A 15,743-nucleotide genomic window follows, 5' to 3' on the forward strand; every position below is an offset into this window, starting at 1 on the left:
GATCGGACATGGCTCAGCCTCCTAGCATGATTGAATTCGACACTCAAATCATACCGAAGGCCGGAGCCGTGTCTTTTGGTATCTAGACTATGCTGCTGTCAAAGTGCGCAAGAGATTGTACGTTATCATGCGGATCAATGACTTTTTTGACGGGAATGCCTGCACCACGCGGCTTCGCCTCTTGAGCTCGCGGTCGGCGCGCTCCCGCACGTTGCTGGTGCGCGAGCGCCTGTGATGGGCATAGGGAAAACCAGGGTAGGCCAGCGCGTCGGCCTCCGCCTCCTCCAAGAGCGCCGCTGCTTTGGAGCAGAAGCCCTCGATCTCCTCGCAGGCCAGATGGTAGAGCTCGCGCACGAGATCCGGGTCTCGCTCCGAGAAGACCGCGTGCAGGATGGCCAGCACGGCCGCTCTCTTCCGGCGCGTGGGCGCGCACGACGCGGCGCTCCTCGTCAGATGCACGATGCGGCGCCGCCGCGCGGCGCCGGGAGAGACCTCCCCTGTCGCACGACGCAGCCCCTCGCGGGCATCGCTCGTCACGCAGATGACGCCATCTGCGCCCCGCTCGCGCAGCGAGCGCAGGAAAGCCGGCCATCCGGCGCAGGATTCGGCGTCTACGGCGTCGAGCCCGGGAAGGCGCCGGCATCCGTCCGGCCCCGCCCCTATGGCCGTCGCGAGAGCGCATGACGAGACATGGCCCGCGTCACGGCATTTGATGTAGGCGGCATCCGGCCAGATGCAGGGGAACGCAACATCGGAGAGATCGCGGCCCTGCAGGTCGAGCGCGATATCGTCCAGCGACTTGCATATGCGCGACACCTGGGAGGCGCTCATGCGCTCTATGCCCATCTGCGCTGCAACACGCTCGATCTTCCTCGCGGACACGCCTGGGGCCACCACCTCGGACACTGCGGCGACGACGGCCCGATCCGCACGCGAATAGCGCACGGGGAGGTCCTCTGGGAAGTAGCTGCCGCGACGCAGTTTGGGGATGCGCAGGCTGATGGCGCCGACGCTGGCGACGAGCGTGCGCTCGCGGCAGCCGTTCCTCTGATCGCCGTCCGCGCACGCATCCTCTGCCTGCGCGTCCATGACCTCGTTGACGATCGATTCGGCCATGATGCGGATGGGCTCTTGGATGTTGACCATCCCATCGCCGAATCTTGGCATGTCATGGCCTACCGTCGTCTGTTGCTTTAAACTGTCCATTGCGGCCATCCCTTTCATCCCGAACATAGACAATTCAAGATTCTAGGCGATGGCCGTTTCTCATTTCTCAAGTGAAACGGCTCTTACACCAACATTGGGGACACGATCATTCTGTGCGGGGATTGCCTGTAGGGTCCTATCGGGGTGGGTCGGCGCTCGCGGTGAATTCCACGGCGGAGGAGGGAGCGGAGAAGTCGATCTGGTCGAGGACGGCGAGGATGTCTTCGGGAACTTGCCGGAGGATCCCATCGCTCTCGTTGCCAGACGCACCGATTTCGGTGCATACTCCGTTTCCATCCTCCCCGATGAGCCAATAGCTTTCGGCGGCATCGCCGGTCAGCCCTATTTCTGCTAACGGCATATTTTGAGGGAGAAGTAGCTCGTAGGCGATGAGGGGGGGGCGATCCTCCATCGAGGATAGGCGACGACTCCGTCGGTGCGGGGGTCGGGACTGCTCGGGGGCATCCAGTGGGGCACCTCCTGACAGGCGACGACACGTTCGTTTTGCAGAAGCGCCGATGTATCGAACGAGTCTCTCCGGAGCTCTCCGTTTTTTATAGTGTAATGGGGAATGCGCCCTGCGATGGTGTAGGTGTTGGAAGTGGGTTCGGTTTCCGTATTCCTCAGCGTGGCTACGTCTACTCCAATTTGGTCATACCAGGCGACCCTTTTTCATGGTCTCCAAGATGCGCTCGTCAAGTTGAGCTGGCCCGGTATCTTCAATGCCATCCGGGGCATCTCCTGGGGGGAGTGGCGCATCCGAAAAGCCCGAGGCTGAACAGCATGATCATGCCCAGGGTGGCTGCCGCCCTCGTTGTATTTCCTGTAGAGTGGTTGAAAAATCCCATGGCTCGCCTTCTCTCGTCAGGGTGGAATCTGCGTCGAAAGCGTTATCGATGTCCCTATTTTACGATCTGATTGACAGGAATGCATCCTGTTGAATCGAAAACTTTTTCTGAGGTGAAGGTGTTGCAGCCTGTCCCAAATTTCGCGAAAAAGATCGATCTCTCGTTTTGGTGGTCTCGGGAAGCGAAGCGGCCTCCAGCCGGCCGCCGGCTTGCGGAGTCCATGAGAAGGCCCCGGCAGCGGGAGGCTGTCGGGGCCGGGGGCGCGGGAAATGCCGGGGTATTTCGCTGTCTCGGTTCCGGGGCAGCGCGCCGTGGCTTACAGCGTACCGTTCTGCCAGGCGGAAAGCCCCTTGATGACGAGCTCGTGGGTGCGCTCTACCTCGGGCATGTGCTCGGCGGCGGCCTCGTACTCGCCGGCGTAGAGGGCGTCGGACACGAGCGCCGCGCACTGGAACAGATCCTTGAAGGAGAGGTTGCCGGCCACGCCCTTGAGCGCGTGGGCCTGGCTGTAGCCCTCGGAGTAGTCGGCGGCTTCCATGGCGGCCTTGAGGGCCACGAGGTGTTCATCGTCCAGGTACTTCAGGGCCAGGCGCTCGTAGAGGTCGGCGTTGTCGCCGAAGCGGTCCATGGCGTCCACGTAGTCGATCCCGTAGGGGGCCAACTGGTCGGCAAGCGTTGCGGTCATAATCATCAAGTCCTTTCAGACTGCGTCGAAGGTCGTCGCCGCGGACCGCTGCCTGCTTCCCCTTCATCTCCGGCGGTGTGCGAGCCCGTGACATTGAGTTCAGTTTAACGTCTCGTTATGGGACTGTCAGCGTCCGGCCGCACTCGTTTCCTTCCCGTGGCCACTTGTTGACAAGCTGTAACGAAACAGATGGAAAATCGCGGCACCTCATTGACGGAAAGATGGTATGAAGCAAGAAAGCGCCCCGTTTCCCAAGGTAGAGAAAGCAGGGCGCTATTGACGCTCGGAACCTGGAATCGGTCGGGACGGCGGGCAGGGCGAGGTGACGGTCGCTCCAGATGCCGCCTGCCTAGTAGTCGGCAGCGGCCGGCGAGTCCATCCAGGCCCGGTAGAAGTCCTCGTAGGCGTCGGCCAGCACCGCCTCGCGGGCCCGGCGCATCAAATCCAGCAGGAAGTGCAGGTTGTGCACCGACAGCAGCATGGCGCCGAGCATCTCGTTCTGCTTCACCAGGTGGCGCAGGTAGGCGCGGGTGTAGTTTTGGCAGGTGGGGCAGGTGCAGGCGGGATCGAGCGGCGTAAAGTCGCGGGCGAACTTCGCGTTGCGCATGTTCATGCGGCCCGTGCTGGAGAACGCCGTGCCCATGCGGGCCGTGCGGGTGGGCAGCACACAGTCGAACATGTCCACGCCCTCGCGCACGGCACGCACCAGGGTGGTGGGGTTGCCCACGCCCATGAGATAGCGGGGGCGGTCTTCAGGGCAGGCCCGGGCCACCGCGCCCAAGGTCTCGAACATCACCTCGTGGTCCTCGCCGACCGAGTAGCCCCCGATGCCGAAGCCGCCGAAGCGCCGGTGCCCGGCTGCCAGCGACTCGTCCTCGATCTCCCGCAGCCGGCGGATAGATTCCAGGCGCAGATCGAGATGCATGCCGCCCTGGACGATGCCGAAGAGCGTCTGGTCGGGGCGCGTGTGAGCCGCCAGGCACCGGCGCGCCCAGGCGCTCGAGTAGTCCACGGCCTTCGCCACGAACTCGCGGGCGGCTGGATAGGGGGCGCACTGGTCCAGCTGCATGGCGATGTCGGCGCCGATCTTCTGCTGGATGACCATGTTCTCCTCGGGCGTCCAGTGAATGTTGGACCCGTCGTAGATGGACTTGAAGGTGACGCCGTCATCGGACAGCTTCACGGTGGCGGCCAGGGAAAACACCTGGAAGCCGCCGGAATCGGTGAGCATGGGGCCGTCGTAGTTCATGAAACGGTGGATGCCGCCGGCCTCTTCCACCAGGTCGGCCCCGGGGCGCATGGCCAAATGATAGGTGTTGGCGAGCACCACCTGGGCCCCCAGCTCGCGCAGCTGGTCGGTGGTGACGCCCTTCACCGTGGCCGAGGTGCCCACGGGCATGAACATGGGGGTGCGGAAGGCGCCGTGGGCCGTCTCATAGGACAGTGCCCGAGCGTGGCCGGAGGTGGCCTCGCAGGTGCAGTCGAACAGCGCCATAGCCTACACCTCCCGGGAGCTGGGCGCCTGGGCGGCCAGCACGTCGTCGGTGGCCGCGGCGGCGTGGGCCGCGGCGCGGGTTCCGTCCAGGGAGCCTCCGTCGTTGGCAGCCCGTGCCGCCTCGGCCTCGGCCGGGTCGATGGGGCCCGTCTCCATGGCCGCGGCCGGATTGGCGCAGGGCGGCAGGGCGGCCGCGAAGGCGGCGAAGTCGGCCATGGTGCCGTGCTTCACCGAGGCCAGGTCAAAGCCCGCCGGGTCGAGCAGCCAATCGGTCACCAGGTAGCCGTCGGCCCCCAGGTGCATGAAGGAGAGATCCTCCACGGTGTTGTTGCCCACCATGAGCACGTCGGCACCATCCACCCCGGCTGCCGCCAGGTTCTCGGCGTAGTAGAGCGGCCGCGGTTTCACGGTGCGGGAATTCTCGTAGTGGGTCAGGCGGGCGAAGGCCTCGGGGCGTATGCCGGCCCAGGCCAGGCGGTGGCGCACAGCGGTCGGCGGGAACATGGGCATGGTGGTCAGCAGCAGGGGGTAGCCCTTCGCCGCCAGGGTCTCGATGGCCGCCGCGGCGGCCGGGTTGGGCTCCACATCGGCGCCGAGGGCCGCGAAGGGGCCGTCGTAGAACTCGGTCAGCAGCGGCTCCCAATCCACATCCGCATCACCTATGAAGTCGGTGAAGGTGTCCCAGAAGGCCTCGGCGTTGGTGCGGCCGTCGTCGTGGACGGCCATGGCGCGGGTGCCGGCCTTGAGCGCCTCCAAGAAGGGGCCGCCCTCGATGCCGCGGGCCTCCACGAAGTCGTAGAGCGCGGCGAAGTAGCGGCCCATGAACACGTCCAGGTCCATGGGAAGCAGAGTGCCGTCCAAATCGAAGCAGATGACGCGGTAGGCGCGCGGGGTGGGGTCCATGGGATTCCTTTCCAGGTGGGGCCTTGGGGAGCGGGGCGCGAGCGCGAGCGGCCGCGCGGGCCGTCCGCAGGGCGCTCCCGCAGTCGTTTCAAGATCAACGTGGTAGTATACCGCCGATGCAATTCTTAAGGAGCGCTTTTCATGAGAACCGATGATTTCGACTACGCCCTGCCCGACGAGCTGATCGCCCAGGAGCCCGCCGCCGAGCGCGACCGTTGCCGCCTGCTCGTGATGGACCGGGCCACCGGTGCGGTGGAGGACCGCATCTTCCGCGATATCGCGGACTATCTGCGGCCGGGCGATCTGCTCGTGGCCAACGAGACCCGCGTCATGCCGGCGCGCCTGCTGGGCGCCAAGCGCGGCACCGGCGGGGCGGCCGAGGTGTTTTTGCTGCGCGAGTGCGCAGGCCCCGAGCCCCGCACCAACCGTGTGGCCTTCTGGGAGGTGCTCGTGCGCCCGGGCAAGCGCCTGAAGCCCGGGGCCGGGGCCGTGGTGGACTTCACCGACGGCGCGGGGAATGTGGTGCTGTCGGCCGAGATCATCGACTGGGCCCGAAACGGCCAGCGCGGCGAGCGCGTGGCGAGGTTGGCCACGCCGCTGCCCAGCCTGGACGAGGCCCTGCACGCCGTGGGCCACACGCCGCTGCCCCCCTACATCAAGGATTACGCCGGCGACGAGGAGCTCTACCAGACCGTGTACTCCCGCCGCGAGAGCTCGGCGGCCGCCCCCACGGCCGGCCTGCACTTCACCCCCCAGCTCATCGAACGTCTGCGCGATCAGGGCGTCGGTTGGGCCACGGTGGAGCTGGAAGTGGGCCTGGACACCTTCCGCATCGTGGACGAGGAAGACCCTGAGAAGCACGTCATCCACACCGAGTTCTACACGGTGCCGCAGGCCACGGTGGATGCCGTCGCCGCTGCCCGCGCTGCCGGCGGCCGCGTGATCGCCGTGGGCACCACGAGCGTGCGCAGCCTGGAGAGCGCCTGGGATCCCGCGGCCAACGGGGGGGCCGGCGCGCTGGTGCCCCGCGACCGGGAGGCCACGAGCCTCTACATCCTGCCGGGATACCGGTTCCATGTAGTAGACGCGCTCATCACCAACTTCCACGTGCCCCGAAGCACGCTCATGATGCTGGTCTCCGCCTTCAGCACCCGCGAGTCCGTCATGGCCGCCTACGAGCACGCCGTGGCCGAGCGCTACCGCCTCCTCTCCTTCGGCGACGCCATGTTCCTGCACTAGGGGAGGGGCGCGCGGCTGTCGGCGCGGGTACCCGTCCGCCGGCTTCCCTGCGAACCTAATCTGGCCGATATGCCCTGGGAGATGCCGGGGCGGTTCTTGTCGCGTGCCGAGTTGTTTTTCGGCTTGAAAAGCACGACCTTGGAACCGTTTTAGCACTTGAAGGGGGAGGGGCGTATTACATTTTCGGAGTATTCCCTCGTGACGTAATACCGGGGGAGGCGCTTCCCTCGATTTCGGGCAAGATCGGTTCCAAGGTCGTGCTTTCCAAGCCAGAAAACGTTCCGGCATCCGAAGGCGGCCAGCGCTTGGGCGCGGCCGGACACCGCAGGGCACGATCGGGTGCGGCGAGCGCATCGGCGGGTGTCGGGCATAGCGGAGTGGGTGCGACCGGTTCGGGGGCGCCTTCCAGCCATTCGCGGCGGTGGTATCGGCTAAGCGACCAGCCCGTGCGGAAGAGGGCGCGCTGCTGCTGGCGGAATGCGGCGCTTTGGGGCCTCAGCCGGGCGCCCATGCGCCGTCTTGACTGCTCGGCGATTTTCCGTATTTCCCCCTGGCTGCCTATCTGCCGTGCGGTAACCGTGATGACTTTGTACCCGTCGGCTTCAAGGGCCAGCCGTTTCTGGGCATCGCGCGTCAGCTGCGCGGCGCTTGCGTGCTCGGTGTTGGAGTCGTACTCGATGTCGAGGCGGCCGCTCTCGCAGAGGATATCGGGAACGAGCGTGTTTCGGTGCGCGATGGCGCGGGCCTTGGAGCTGGGCCTTATGCGGCGGTTGGCGGCGATGCCCGGCAGTTGGTAGCCCCCGAAGCGATGGGGAAGGCCCAGGGCCATGGCCAGAAACACCTCGGGAGGCGATGCGGCGCCGTCTACCATGAGGCCGAGGGCCCGGCGCGCCGGTTTCGCGCCGAGGATGCCCGGATTGCGCCCGATGAATGCCCTGATGCGCTGCACGCTGGTAAGGGGTCGGCGCTTCCCCAGGCCGTTGCGCGTTTTGGGGTCGATGAAGAAGGTGCCGCACAGCGCGTTGCCCACTTTCACGAGTTCGTGGAGATTCAGGTTGTTCGCGACTTGGACGAAGCACAGTTCGGGGCAGGGCGCGTATATTCCGCTGGCCACACGGCAGAACGGCCTGCCGGCAAGCTTGAACTGGGAGCGATGGGGCGCAATTCCGTCAGGGCACCGCTTCATGCGCGCGGAAACCGTAACGTGGTAGGGCCGGGGGATTTGCGGGCAGCAGTGCGCGAGATACTGGATTGTCGCGGCATCGGGTTTGCAGTTCCGCAGCGCATTTTGACCCACCCGGTTCCCGTCGCCGGGCGTGGCCGGGGCCGAGAGCCACCAGGAGAGCGCCGATATGCCGTACAGGAAAATTCGCATGGGCGTATTGTAGGGGGTTCGCCGGTGACCGGCATGCCCAGCCGCCGCCTTCACGAATGTTCCGCTGTGGTAAGTCAGCAGCTCAAGGTTCGGGTGCGTGTGGGACCCTTTCGCTTGGTTTCGGCATGCTGCCGGCAGTAGGGCGCCGCCCCGTCTCGACGGCGTGGGTTTCCGGGCCTGAGGCGTTTTCTGGCTTGAAAAGCACGACCTTGGCACCTTGGACTGTGATTTTGCTGGGACTGGTAATACGTGACCTGGGGAAACGGAAACGAGGTATTACAAGCTGGCTGCTTTTGGATGTTTTTCGGACCGATCGGGTTCCAAGGTCGTTGTTTGCAAGCCAGAAAACGCCTCGAGAGCCGGAGGGGCGCACGTGCCGCCGGCTCTCGGGAGGCGAAGGGCCTGTCGCGGCGCGAGAGACGGAGGAGTTTTCGCGGACGGGAAGGGGAAAGAGCAGCTAAAAGTTTTCCCAGCTCATTGTAATGGTTTAGGAAAAAGTTTACGGGAATAATCTTTTTCTGGCGCACTTTCCGATGCGCCGGGCGCCGCCGGCAGCCATAGTGGGCGCCGTCGCAAGGCGCGGCAGGGAAGGGCTCCCGCCCCCCTCCTGAGCGCTCTTCGCGACCGAACAGTTAGATGGGCGTGCGGTGCTCGCGGGAGCGCCGGGCCGCGGACGACGGTGCGCGGCGCGCCCGAGGAGGTTTTGCGGGGCCGATGGCAATGCGCCACCTGAAGCTCACGGGAGCGTCGGGCGCGCCTGCTCTCTGGATCCCGCACGAAAGAGAGGGAGTTACCATGACTGCTACCAACTTCACCCGTCGCGACCTGCTCAAGTTCGGCGGCATCGCCGCCTTGGGTGCTGCCGGGGCCGCGAGCCTGGCCGGCTGCGGCCAGCCCAAGACCCGATCCGAGGCGGCCGCCGAGGCCGGCCTGGCCGAGACCGGCGCGGCTGCAGGCCCGTCGTTTCTGGCTCCGCAGACCCCCATCACCGACTTCGTGGAGACCCACGACTACGACGTGGTGGTCGTGGGCGCCGGCGAGTCGGGCCTGGCTGCGGTGCACACCGCCCTGGAGGCCGGGGCGCGGGTGGCTTGCGTGCAGAACATCAACGCCGCCCAGACCACGGGCAATATGGCCGCGTCCATCGATCTGAGCAAGACCGACGAGGCCGCGGTGCAGGCCTGCGTGAGCTTCATCAACTGGAAGAGCGACTACCGCTCCGACCGCGATCTCGTGAACATCTGGGCCCACAACTCCCAGGAGGCTCTGGCCTGGTGGGCCGAGGAGGCAGCCAAGGGCGGCGTGGAATCGAAGCCCCACGACGCGGTGCTCACCTACAACGGCTACGACATCCACCTGCACGCCAACACCTACTTCCATGTGGAGGGCAACCACAACGCCGCCGCCACGGTCATCGCCGAGAACCTGGCCGCCGCCGGCGCCGAGTTCTTCTACAACACCCCCTGCGTGCAGCTGGCCGTCGATGGGTCCGGCGCGGTCACGGGCGCCATCTGCGAGGCCGAGGACGGCCACCACCTGTTCACGGCGGCCAAGGGCGTCATCCTGGCCTGCGGCGACTACTCCTCCAACCAGGAGATGCTCGACTACTACGCCCCCGACACCAAGGGCTTCAGCCTGTTCACCGACTTCCGCGACGGCAGCGCTCTGGTGGCCGGCATGAACGCCGGCGCCATCATGACGCCCCACACCCACACGAAGATGATCCACGGCGAGCCGGCCTTCGTGCGCCTGGAGATGCCCTTCCTCTTCGTGGACCAGGAGGGCAACCGCTTCATGGACGAGACCTGCTGCCGCATGGGCTACATGAACAACTTCGCCCGCCCCTACCTGGCCCGCGCTGGCTTCGAGGACTCCACGGCCGCCAAGTTCTTCAGCCTCGTGCCCGCCAACTGGGAGGACTACTACGAGGATTGGAAGGCCGCCGCGCCCTACGACATCTCCCAGTACAACGGCGACAACAAGGTGAACCCCGAGAAGTGGATTACCGCCGACACCGTGGAGGCGCTGGCCGAGGCCATGAACGCCTACGCCGCCGAGAACGATTGGAAGCTCACGGCCGTGGACCCGGCCCATCTCGCCGAGACCGTGGCCCGCTACAACGAGCTGTGCGCCGCCGGCCGCGACGAGGACTTTGGCAAGTCCGCAAAGTACCTCGTGCCCATCGAAGGCGGCCCCTACTACGCCATTCCCCGCGGCTCCAACAAGCTGCCGGCTATCCTGGGCGGCCTGGTGGTCAACGGCGATCACCAGTGTCTGAACGAGGCCTTCGAGCCCATCGCCGGCCTGTACGCCGTGGGCAACGCCTCGGGCCAGTTCTTCGGCGGCGTGGACTACCCCATGGACATCGAGGGCCTCTCCATCGGCCGCGCCATCACCTCGGGCTACTACACCGGAAAGCTCGTCGCGAGCCGATAGCTCCCCTTGCCATTTCCCTCTCGGGCCCGGTCGACCTCCCTCCCTGTCGGCCGGGCCCTCTTCAATTCGGCCTATCTCGCCTGCTATAATGCCCGCCATGGGGAAACTGCTGGCTGACATACGGAAGGGGAGGGAGGATCGCGCCCTCTACCTGGCGGGCATCCTGCCCTACCTGTTCGCGCTCGGCTGCGCCCGGGCCTGGGTCACCCTTGCCGTGGCGGCGCCGGCCCTACGATTGGCCGCCCCCTTCGATCTGCACGACGTCTTCGACTGCGCCATGGTCCTTATCTCCATTGCCGTGGCCCTCGCGGCCCGGCGCCTCGTGCCCTTGAACGCCACCGGTGCGGTGCGCGCTGTGTCCGCCGGTGCCATGGTGGCCGCCTCTCTCGCCCTCATCGCCGCGGGGGCGGCGCCCCTTCCCGAGGGCGCTCAAGCGGCCCTCGCTGTGCTCGGCGCAGCTCTCGGCGGCCTCGGCTTCGGGCTCTTTCTGGTGCTGTGGGCCGAGGTCTTAAGCTGCATCTCTCTCATCCGCATCTTCTTATACACTACGGCCTCGCAGCTCGCGGGCGTGGTATTCGTGTTCTTCTGCAGCGGCCTCGACGGGCTTCGGGTGGCCTGCGCCATGGTGGTCCTGCCCGTGGCCGCCATCCTCTGTCTGCGGATGGCCTTTCGCGCCCTGCCCGTGGCCGACCGCCCCTCGCCGGTGGTGCCGAAGTTTACCTACCCGTGGAAGATCTTCGCTCTTTTGGCCCTGTTCTCCTTCGCCTACGGATTGCGTCAGCACCAGCTGGCCGCCGGGGCCGGCATGCACTCGTCCCTGTCCACGGCCATCGTCATGGCGGTGCTCTTCGCCGGAGCTTACTTCTTCTCGAGTCGGCTCAACATCGGCGCCCTGTACCGGTCGCCCTTCGTGCTCATCGTGTGCGGTTTTCTGCTCGTGCCGAGCGAGGGGGTCTTCGGGGCGGCGGTCTCCAGCTACCTCATCTCCATGAGCTACTCGCTCGTGGGCATTATCGTGGCGCTGCTGCTCTACGATATCGCGAAGCGCCTCGGCGTGACCGTGGTGGCCTTCGCCGCTGTCAAGGGGGCCGAGCAGATCTTCGTCGTCGGGGGCAAGGGCGCCTCGGAGGCCCTGGGAGCCGCCGGTCTTCCCGCCAGCATGCAGGATGCCCTCATCGCCGGGCTCGTGGTGGCCATGATGGTGGCGGCCATGCTCATCCTGCTCTCGGAGAAGGAGCTGGCCAGCCGTTGGGGCGTGCGCATCCTGGACGTGGGCGGCCTTGTGGAGAAGACCCCCGACGAGGAGCGTCGCGAGGCGCGCGTGGCCGAGCTGGCCGAACACGCCCGCCTCACCCCGCGCGAGACTGAGATCCTGCACCTTATCGCCCAGGGGAAGAACGGGCCGGCCATCCGCAGCGAGCTCTTCATCGCCGAGGGCACCCTGAAGGCCCACACGAGCCATATCTACGAGAAATGCGGCGTCGCCAATCGCCGCGAGCTCGCGGCCCTGCTGGGATCGGCTCGGCCATGAGGTCGGAGGGAGAGTTACGCCGGGTTCTGGAGGCCCATGGGCCTCATGTGTACCGTTTTCTGCGGGCGCAACGGTTTGATGTATCGATCGCCGAAGACGTTTACCAGGAAGTATTTGAGATTTTCGCCACATCCGATGAGGTGTTCCATGATGAAAGACACCTCGGTCGCTGGCTCATTAAGGTGGCCTCGAACCGTTACAAGCAGTATCTGGGAAAGGCGTCGACAAGACGCGAGCGACCGGTGTCAGACAGCGATCTGGAGCGGGCTGCTGAGCGGCGGGGCCGGGTCTTTCCGGTGTCGCAGACGCGGTATTTCAACGCCGAGCACGAGGTGTGGGACTACGTCGATGCTCTTTCCCCGGAACAGCGGGAATGCATCTATTTATTTTACGTGGAAGGGTTTTCGACGAAGGAGATAGCCGAGATGACGCAGACGCGCCCCGCCACCATTCGGACGCGCCTGCGTCGCGCCCGACGTCTTTTGGAGAAGCGCTATCGAGGGGGACACGATGAACTTCGATGACTACAAGCGCGTGATGGGTGATATCGAGGTGCCAGAGGGGCTGAATGACCGGACGGTTGCCCATGTGGTTCGCAGGAAAGAAGCTGCTGTCTTGCCTGAAGCGTGCGGGCGCGTGGTGCCGTCGGGCGGAGCCCCTCGTGGCTCAAAGCGCCGTGCGCTTTCTGGCTGGCTGCGTCTTGCGGGCATCGGTGTTTGTGCGGCGGCCCTTGCCTGCCTTATTATTGTCCCCGGCCTTTGGGAAGACGCATCTCGGCAATCGAGTCCCCTTCCTGCTCCCGTTTCGTGCGGTACGTCGGATGATGTGGACGGGCTTTTTCCGGTTGAAGTCCAAGAAGGGCCCAGTGCCTCGGTGAGCATGCTCGGCCTTTCCGTCGAGGGGCAGGAGGTTGTGGCGACATTCGAGATGACGCTTTCTCTTCCCGAAGCCATCGAATGCGAATCGGGGATTGACCTTTCATTCGGCAGTCCTGAGGTGCTTGTTGGCGAGCTGGTGTCTGGTGGAGGCGAAGAGTATGGGGAGTCGGTGCATATCGTGCCCGTGTCAGGTACGGTTTTGTTTACTGTGCGACTGTCTATGGATTCTGTCTTTTTATCTTCACGGGGATTGATAGGCCTCTTGGCGTCTCTCGATGATTATGCCGCTGCGGAAGAGGCTGCCCTCGAAGTGCTTGCCGGCAGTGTGATAGAAGTACGGGGGAAGGAGACTTACTGCTATAAGTTGAGCGAGCCTATCGCGGGAAATCAGCCTCTCGTGAGGATCGATCTCGACGAGGCAGCCTGAAAAAATAGGAAATGTTTCATCGGGGTGAAACATTTCGGCCTCTTAAAGCGATTAAGGGATAAGGGTGAATATGGTCCCACGTCACGAGAGAGGAGCTTGAGATGAGTATGGCAAAAGGAGCGGGTTGGTGGATGGCGCTCCTGGCGGCGCTCGCTGTCTTGGTCTCGGTTGAGCCTCCATGGGCTTACGGTGATGAGCCAGCCCCCATGCCGGAAAGCGAATGCCAGGATTATATTAGCGCGCTCGCAGACTCCTTTGCTGCGGAAATCGGCGTAGATTTGGATTCGCTTTCCATAGAAGGGCCGCGAGGTGTTTACGACATTTCGTCCTCGAATCCTGTTTATGCGGGATCCCAGTGTTGGACGATCTATTGTGACGACGAGTTGGCTGCTTTCATTTTCTCAGTTGAGACAGCAGAGGGTGCCACATTTACCCTTTCTACTAATGTTGCCGAGACGATGGGGGAAGACCTCGGACGGTTGGGTGATGAGGGCGCGATGCAGTTTGCCTTCTGCGACGAGGATCTTATCTACCTCGATGAGGAAGCCCAGAGTGCTTACAAGATTGGCTTTGATGAAGTGCGGTGTTACGATGGAATCGATGCTGGAGAATGGACGGCCATGGCTTCACCGAAAGCGAACGTATTGGATAGTGCAGAGGCGGAGAGCCTTGCGGCGGCGGTCACGGTCACCTCTTCCAAAGCGCTCGGCGTACCTTATGTGACGCAGGGGAGCGACCCGATATGCTGGGCGGCAAGTGCATGTCAGGCCGGGCGATATTTGACAAAGAACAACACTTGGACGGCAGTGTCGTTGAGCAATGACGTGAAGGGGTCTTTGAGTGGCGGAACGGTTGCGGACACCCGTTCTGCATACACGCGGTTCACGTACCCCAATTCTTCTACGCGGATCGCAACGACGCATATCTCCGGTGCGCCGAGCGAGTTGGTTATTGGGCGTTGGATTAACGCCGGTTTGCCTATACACGCCCGAACAACTTCAAACAATGGATCGGGCCATGCGGTGATCGTGGATGGCTACAGAACGTACAGTTCGGGCGCGATGGCGGTGCGCATTGTCAATCCAGGCATTCAGAGTCCCGGTGTGATTTTTGCGACCAAATCGTCGGGTTATTATCAGTTTTTCTATAACACCAACGAAGGCAATACCTTCAAGTGGGATAGAGGGAGCGTTTTGTTTACGGGCTGGCAAAAGCCTTTTGGCGGATCGAGTTGGAGTTACCTGAGCAATGCCGGCGCAAAATCCGTAGGTTGGCTTGAGGTCGGCTCGAATTGGTTCTATTTCAACTCGTCTGGCTACATGTTGACGGGTTGGCAGAGTATTGAGGGCAAGTGGTACTACCTGAACTCCACTGGCGCTGCCGCGACTGGCTGGCAGAAGATAGACGGCTATTGGTACGCCTTCGACTCTAATTGCGCCATGCGACGGGGTTGGTTCAAGGACGGCACAACTTGGTATTACCTGAGAACGCTGAACAACACTCCGGCACCCGGCCCTGAGGGTGCCATGTTGGCGAATGGCACATGGACTATCGGCGGGAAAGCTTATAGGTTCAATACCTCTGGTGCTTGTCTCAATCCGTAGGCATTGAGGAGGATGATACTATGTTGGGCGAAAGAATCCGTTCTCTTGGTTTTTTGCTTGGGGGAGTTGGTGGTGCGGGTTTGCTGTTCATGGCTCTGCTGGTGGGATGCTCCCCCCAAGAGGAGTCTCGGTATTTGGGCCCCGATACGCTGGATGAGCGGGTGATGGAGGCATCGATTTTATCCGCGGAAAGCTATCAGCGCGAAGGGGGTATTGCTGGGGATGGACCGGGGGCGCCGGAGGCGACCTTGAGCGATTACTGGATTGGCGCTCCCATTCCGCAGTTCTATATGGAGGGGAGCCTTTCTGACGAGAAGACCGACTATCATCTTGAGCGTCTAGGATTCAACTGCTACCCACTTTTGCAAGAGGGTAGACTCGTAGCATTGCAGTACGTGGATGATTGGCTCGATACGAGTTCTGACGTTGACGGGAATTACTCGCGCATTGTCCGGGAGCGTCTCAGCCTGTTCGAGGAGTTTGTTGCAGATAAAGTGCCTTTGGCTCAAGTTACCCTCGCTTGGAGTGATGGAACCTGGCAGGAATGGCTTGTGCGGCCAGATGGTACGGGCGTGCTTGTTGACGGCGACGAGTCGGCGGTGGTCGGTGTGGCGGAGGGGAAGGGACCCACTGTAGAGCCGGTGCCGGATGAGCTTGCCGCCGTCCTGGGACAGCTGGATTTCTCCGATCCTTCCGATATAAGGGAGTTCACGCTTGAGGAGAGGTGATGTTGCAAGCACGGCGTAACCTTTTTGGGGATGCATAGCGACTCCGGCGACGAGGGCGGCCGTGAGGCCGGCCGATGAGCCGGAGCAAAACGAGGAGGATTCCCCTGATCTCTTATCGACCAAGAATCGAGAAAGAGAGGAATCCCCGATGGGCAATTCTACAGCATCCGCAGCCGCGGAGGCCGCCATGGCCGACATCTTCACCGGCACGCTCATGTCCGGCGGCCTGACGTTCGCCTCGTTCGAGCGCAGCGCCCTGACCGAGGGCCACGCGATCATGGCCCGGGCCATGGGCCGGGCTCTGGAGCGCCCGGGCGCGGCGCTGTGCGCCGAGCCCCCCCCTCCGGCCTGAGCGTCCACGACGTGCGGGAGCGCTCGCCGGCCACCG

The 15,743-nt window shown here is 63.8% G+C and carries 12 protein-coding genes and 1 pseudogene; 8 read left to right on the forward strand and 5 right to left on the reverse strand.

Annotated features, from left to right (window positions below):
- Positions 1 to 123 precede the first annotated feature (123 nt).
- The 4 genes and pseudogenes from F8D48_RS02220 to F8D48_RS02235 all read right to left on the reverse strand — a co-directional run.
- A pseudogene (locus tag F8D48_RS02220) lies at positions 124 to 1,206 on the reverse strand (IS256 family transposase); the annotation flags it as partial.
- A gap of 1,164 nt (positions 1,207 to 2,370) precedes the next feature.
- Positions 2,371 to 2,739 (reverse strand): Hpt domain-containing protein, encoded by a 369-nt coding sequence (locus tag F8D48_RS02225; protein ID WP_170272696.1) that lies wholly within the window; start codon positions 2,737 to 2,739, stop codon positions 2,371 to 2,373.
- Positions 2,740 to 3,088: 349 nt separating this feature from the next.
- Entirely contained in the window at positions 3,089 to 4,234 is a 1,146-nt protein-coding gene (gene tgt / locus F8D48_RS02230) for a tRNA guanosine(34) transglycosylase Tgt (protein ID WP_151429793.1), read from the reverse strand.
- Between the two features lie 3 nt (positions 4,235 to 4,237).
- The gene (locus F8D48_RS02235; RefSeq protein WP_205717311.1) at positions 4,238 to 5,137 is read right to left on the reverse strand and encodes an HAD family hydrolase; all 900 of its coding nucleotides are present in this window, start codon (positions 5,135 to 5,137) and stop codon (positions 4,238 to 4,240) included.
- 141 nt (positions 5,138 to 5,278) lie between these two features.
- On the opposite strand from F8D48_RS02235, the gene queA reads away from it, so the two are divergent.
- Positions 5,279 to 6,376, forward strand: coding sequence for a tRNA preQ1(34) S-adenosylmethionine ribosyltransferase-isomerase QueA (gene queA / locus F8D48_RS02240; RefSeq protein ID WP_151429794.1), 1,098 nt, complete (start codon positions 5,279 to 5,281; stop codon positions 6,374 to 6,376).
- Positions 6,377 to 6,551: 175 nt separating this feature from the next.
- Here queA and F8D48_RS02245 read toward each other — a convergent pair whose 3' ends face one another.
- A complete protein-coding gene (locus F8D48_RS02245) occupies positions 6,552 to 7,562 on the reverse strand; it encodes a hypothetical protein (RefSeq protein WP_205717312.1) in 1,011 nt (336 codons plus the stop codon).
- Between the two features lie 984 nt (positions 7,563 to 8,546).
- On the opposite strand from F8D48_RS02245, the gene F8D48_RS02250 reads away from it, so the two are divergent.
- The 7 genes from F8D48_RS02250 to F8D48_RS02280 all read left to right on the forward strand — a co-directional run bounded on the left by F8D48_RS02250 (position 8,547) and on the right by F8D48_RS02280 (position 15,707).
- Entirely contained in the window at positions 8,547 to 10,187 is a 1,641-nt protein-coding gene (locus tag F8D48_RS02250; RefSeq protein WP_170272697.1) for an FAD-dependent oxidoreductase, read from the forward strand.
- A gap of 97 nt (positions 10,188 to 10,284) precedes the next feature.
- A complete protein-coding gene (locus tag F8D48_RS02255) occupies positions 10,285 to 11,718 on the forward strand; it encodes a helix-turn-helix transcriptional regulator (RefSeq protein ID WP_170272698.1) in 1,434 nt (477 codons plus the stop codon).
- Complete coding sequence (locus tag F8D48_RS02260; RefSeq protein ID WP_257475598.1) at positions 11,715 to 12,242, forward strand: RNA polymerase sigma factor; 528 nt, start codon at positions 11,715 to 11,717, stop codon at positions 12,240 to 12,242. The genes F8D48_RS02255 and F8D48_RS02260 overlap by 4 nt, the downstream gene beginning before the upstream one ends.
- The gene (locus F8D48_RS02265; RefSeq protein ID WP_151429799.1) at positions 12,229 to 13,023 is read left to right on the forward strand and encodes a hypothetical protein; all 795 of its coding nucleotides are present in this window, start codon (positions 12,229 to 12,231) and stop codon (positions 13,021 to 13,023) included. Before F8D48_RS02260 ends, F8D48_RS02265 begins: the two co-directional genes overlap by 14 nt.
- A 101-nt stretch (positions 13,024 to 13,124) precedes the next feature.
- On the forward strand, positions 13,125 to 14,627 hold the full coding sequence (locus F8D48_RS02270) for an N-acetylmuramoyl-L-alanine amidase family protein (RefSeq protein WP_151429800.1): 1,503 nt from the start codon (positions 13,125 to 13,127) through the stop codon (positions 14,625 to 14,627).
- Between the two features lie 20 nt (positions 14,628 to 14,647).
- Entirely contained in the window at positions 14,648 to 15,355 is a 708-nt protein-coding gene (locus F8D48_RS02275; RefSeq protein ID WP_151429801.1) for a hypothetical protein, read from the forward strand.
- A gap of 148 nt (positions 15,356 to 15,503) precedes the next feature.
- Positions 15,504 to 15,707 (forward strand): hypothetical protein, encoded by a 204-nt coding sequence (locus F8D48_RS02280; RefSeq protein WP_151429802.1) that lies wholly within the window; start codon positions 15,504 to 15,506, stop codon positions 15,705 to 15,707.
- Positions 15,708 to 15,743: the final 36 nt, after the last annotated feature.

It is taken from the genome of Adlercreutzia muris (assembly GCF_008831045.1).
In the GTDB taxonomy this organism is placed as follows: domain Bacteria; phylum Actinomycetota; class Coriobacteriia; order Coriobacteriales; family Eggerthellaceae; genus Adlercreutzia; species Adlercreutzia muris.

Bases quoted from the DNA above. Each gene is read 5' to 3' on its own strand.
- F8D48_RS02235 (WP_205717311.1), bottom strand. From the start codon at position 5,137: ATGGACCCCACCCCGCGCGCCTACCGCGTCATCTGCTTCGATTTGGAC.
- F8D48_RS02250 (WP_170272697.1), top strand. From the start codon at position 8,547: ATGACTGCTACCAACTTCACCCGTCGCGACCTGCTCAAGTTCGGCGGC.
- F8D48_RS02260 (WP_257475598.1), top strand. From the start codon at position 11,715: ATGAGGTCGGAGGGAGAGTTACGCCGGGTTCTGGAGGCCCATGGGCCT.
- F8D48_RS02270 (WP_151429800.1), top strand. From the start codon at position 13,125: ATGAGTATGGCAAAAGGAGCGGGTTGGTGGATGGCGCTCCTGGCGGCG.
- queA (WP_151429794.1), top strand. From the start codon at position 5,279: ATGAGAACCGATGATTTCGACTACGCCCTGCCCGACGAGCTGATCGCC.
- F8D48_RS02280 (WP_151429802.1), top strand. From the start codon at position 15,504: ATGGGCAATTCTACAGCATCCGCAGCCGCGGAGGCCGCCATGGCCGAC.
- F8D48_RS02275 (WP_151429801.1), top strand. From the start codon at position 14,648: ATGTTGGGCGAAAGAATCCGTTCTCTTGGTTTTTTGCTTGGGGGAGTT.
- F8D48_RS02225 (WP_170272696.1), bottom strand. From the start codon at position 2,739: ATGACCGCAACGCTTGCCGACCAGTTGGCCCCCTACGGGATCGACTAC.
- tgt (WP_151429793.1), bottom strand. From the start codon at position 4,234: ATGGCGCTGTTCGACTGCACCTGCGAGGCCACCTCCGGCCACGCTCGG.
- F8D48_RS02245 (WP_205717312.1), bottom strand. From the start codon at position 7,562: ATGAAGCGGTGCCCTGACGGAATTGCGCCCCATCGCTCCCAGTTCAAG.
- F8D48_RS02255 (WP_170272698.1), top strand. From the start codon at position 10,285: ATGGGGAAACTGCTGGCTGACATACGGAAGGGGAGGGAGGATCGCGCC.
- F8D48_RS02265 (WP_151429799.1), top strand. From the start codon at position 12,229: ATGAACTTCGATGACTACAAGCGCGTGATGGGTGATATCGAGGTGCCA.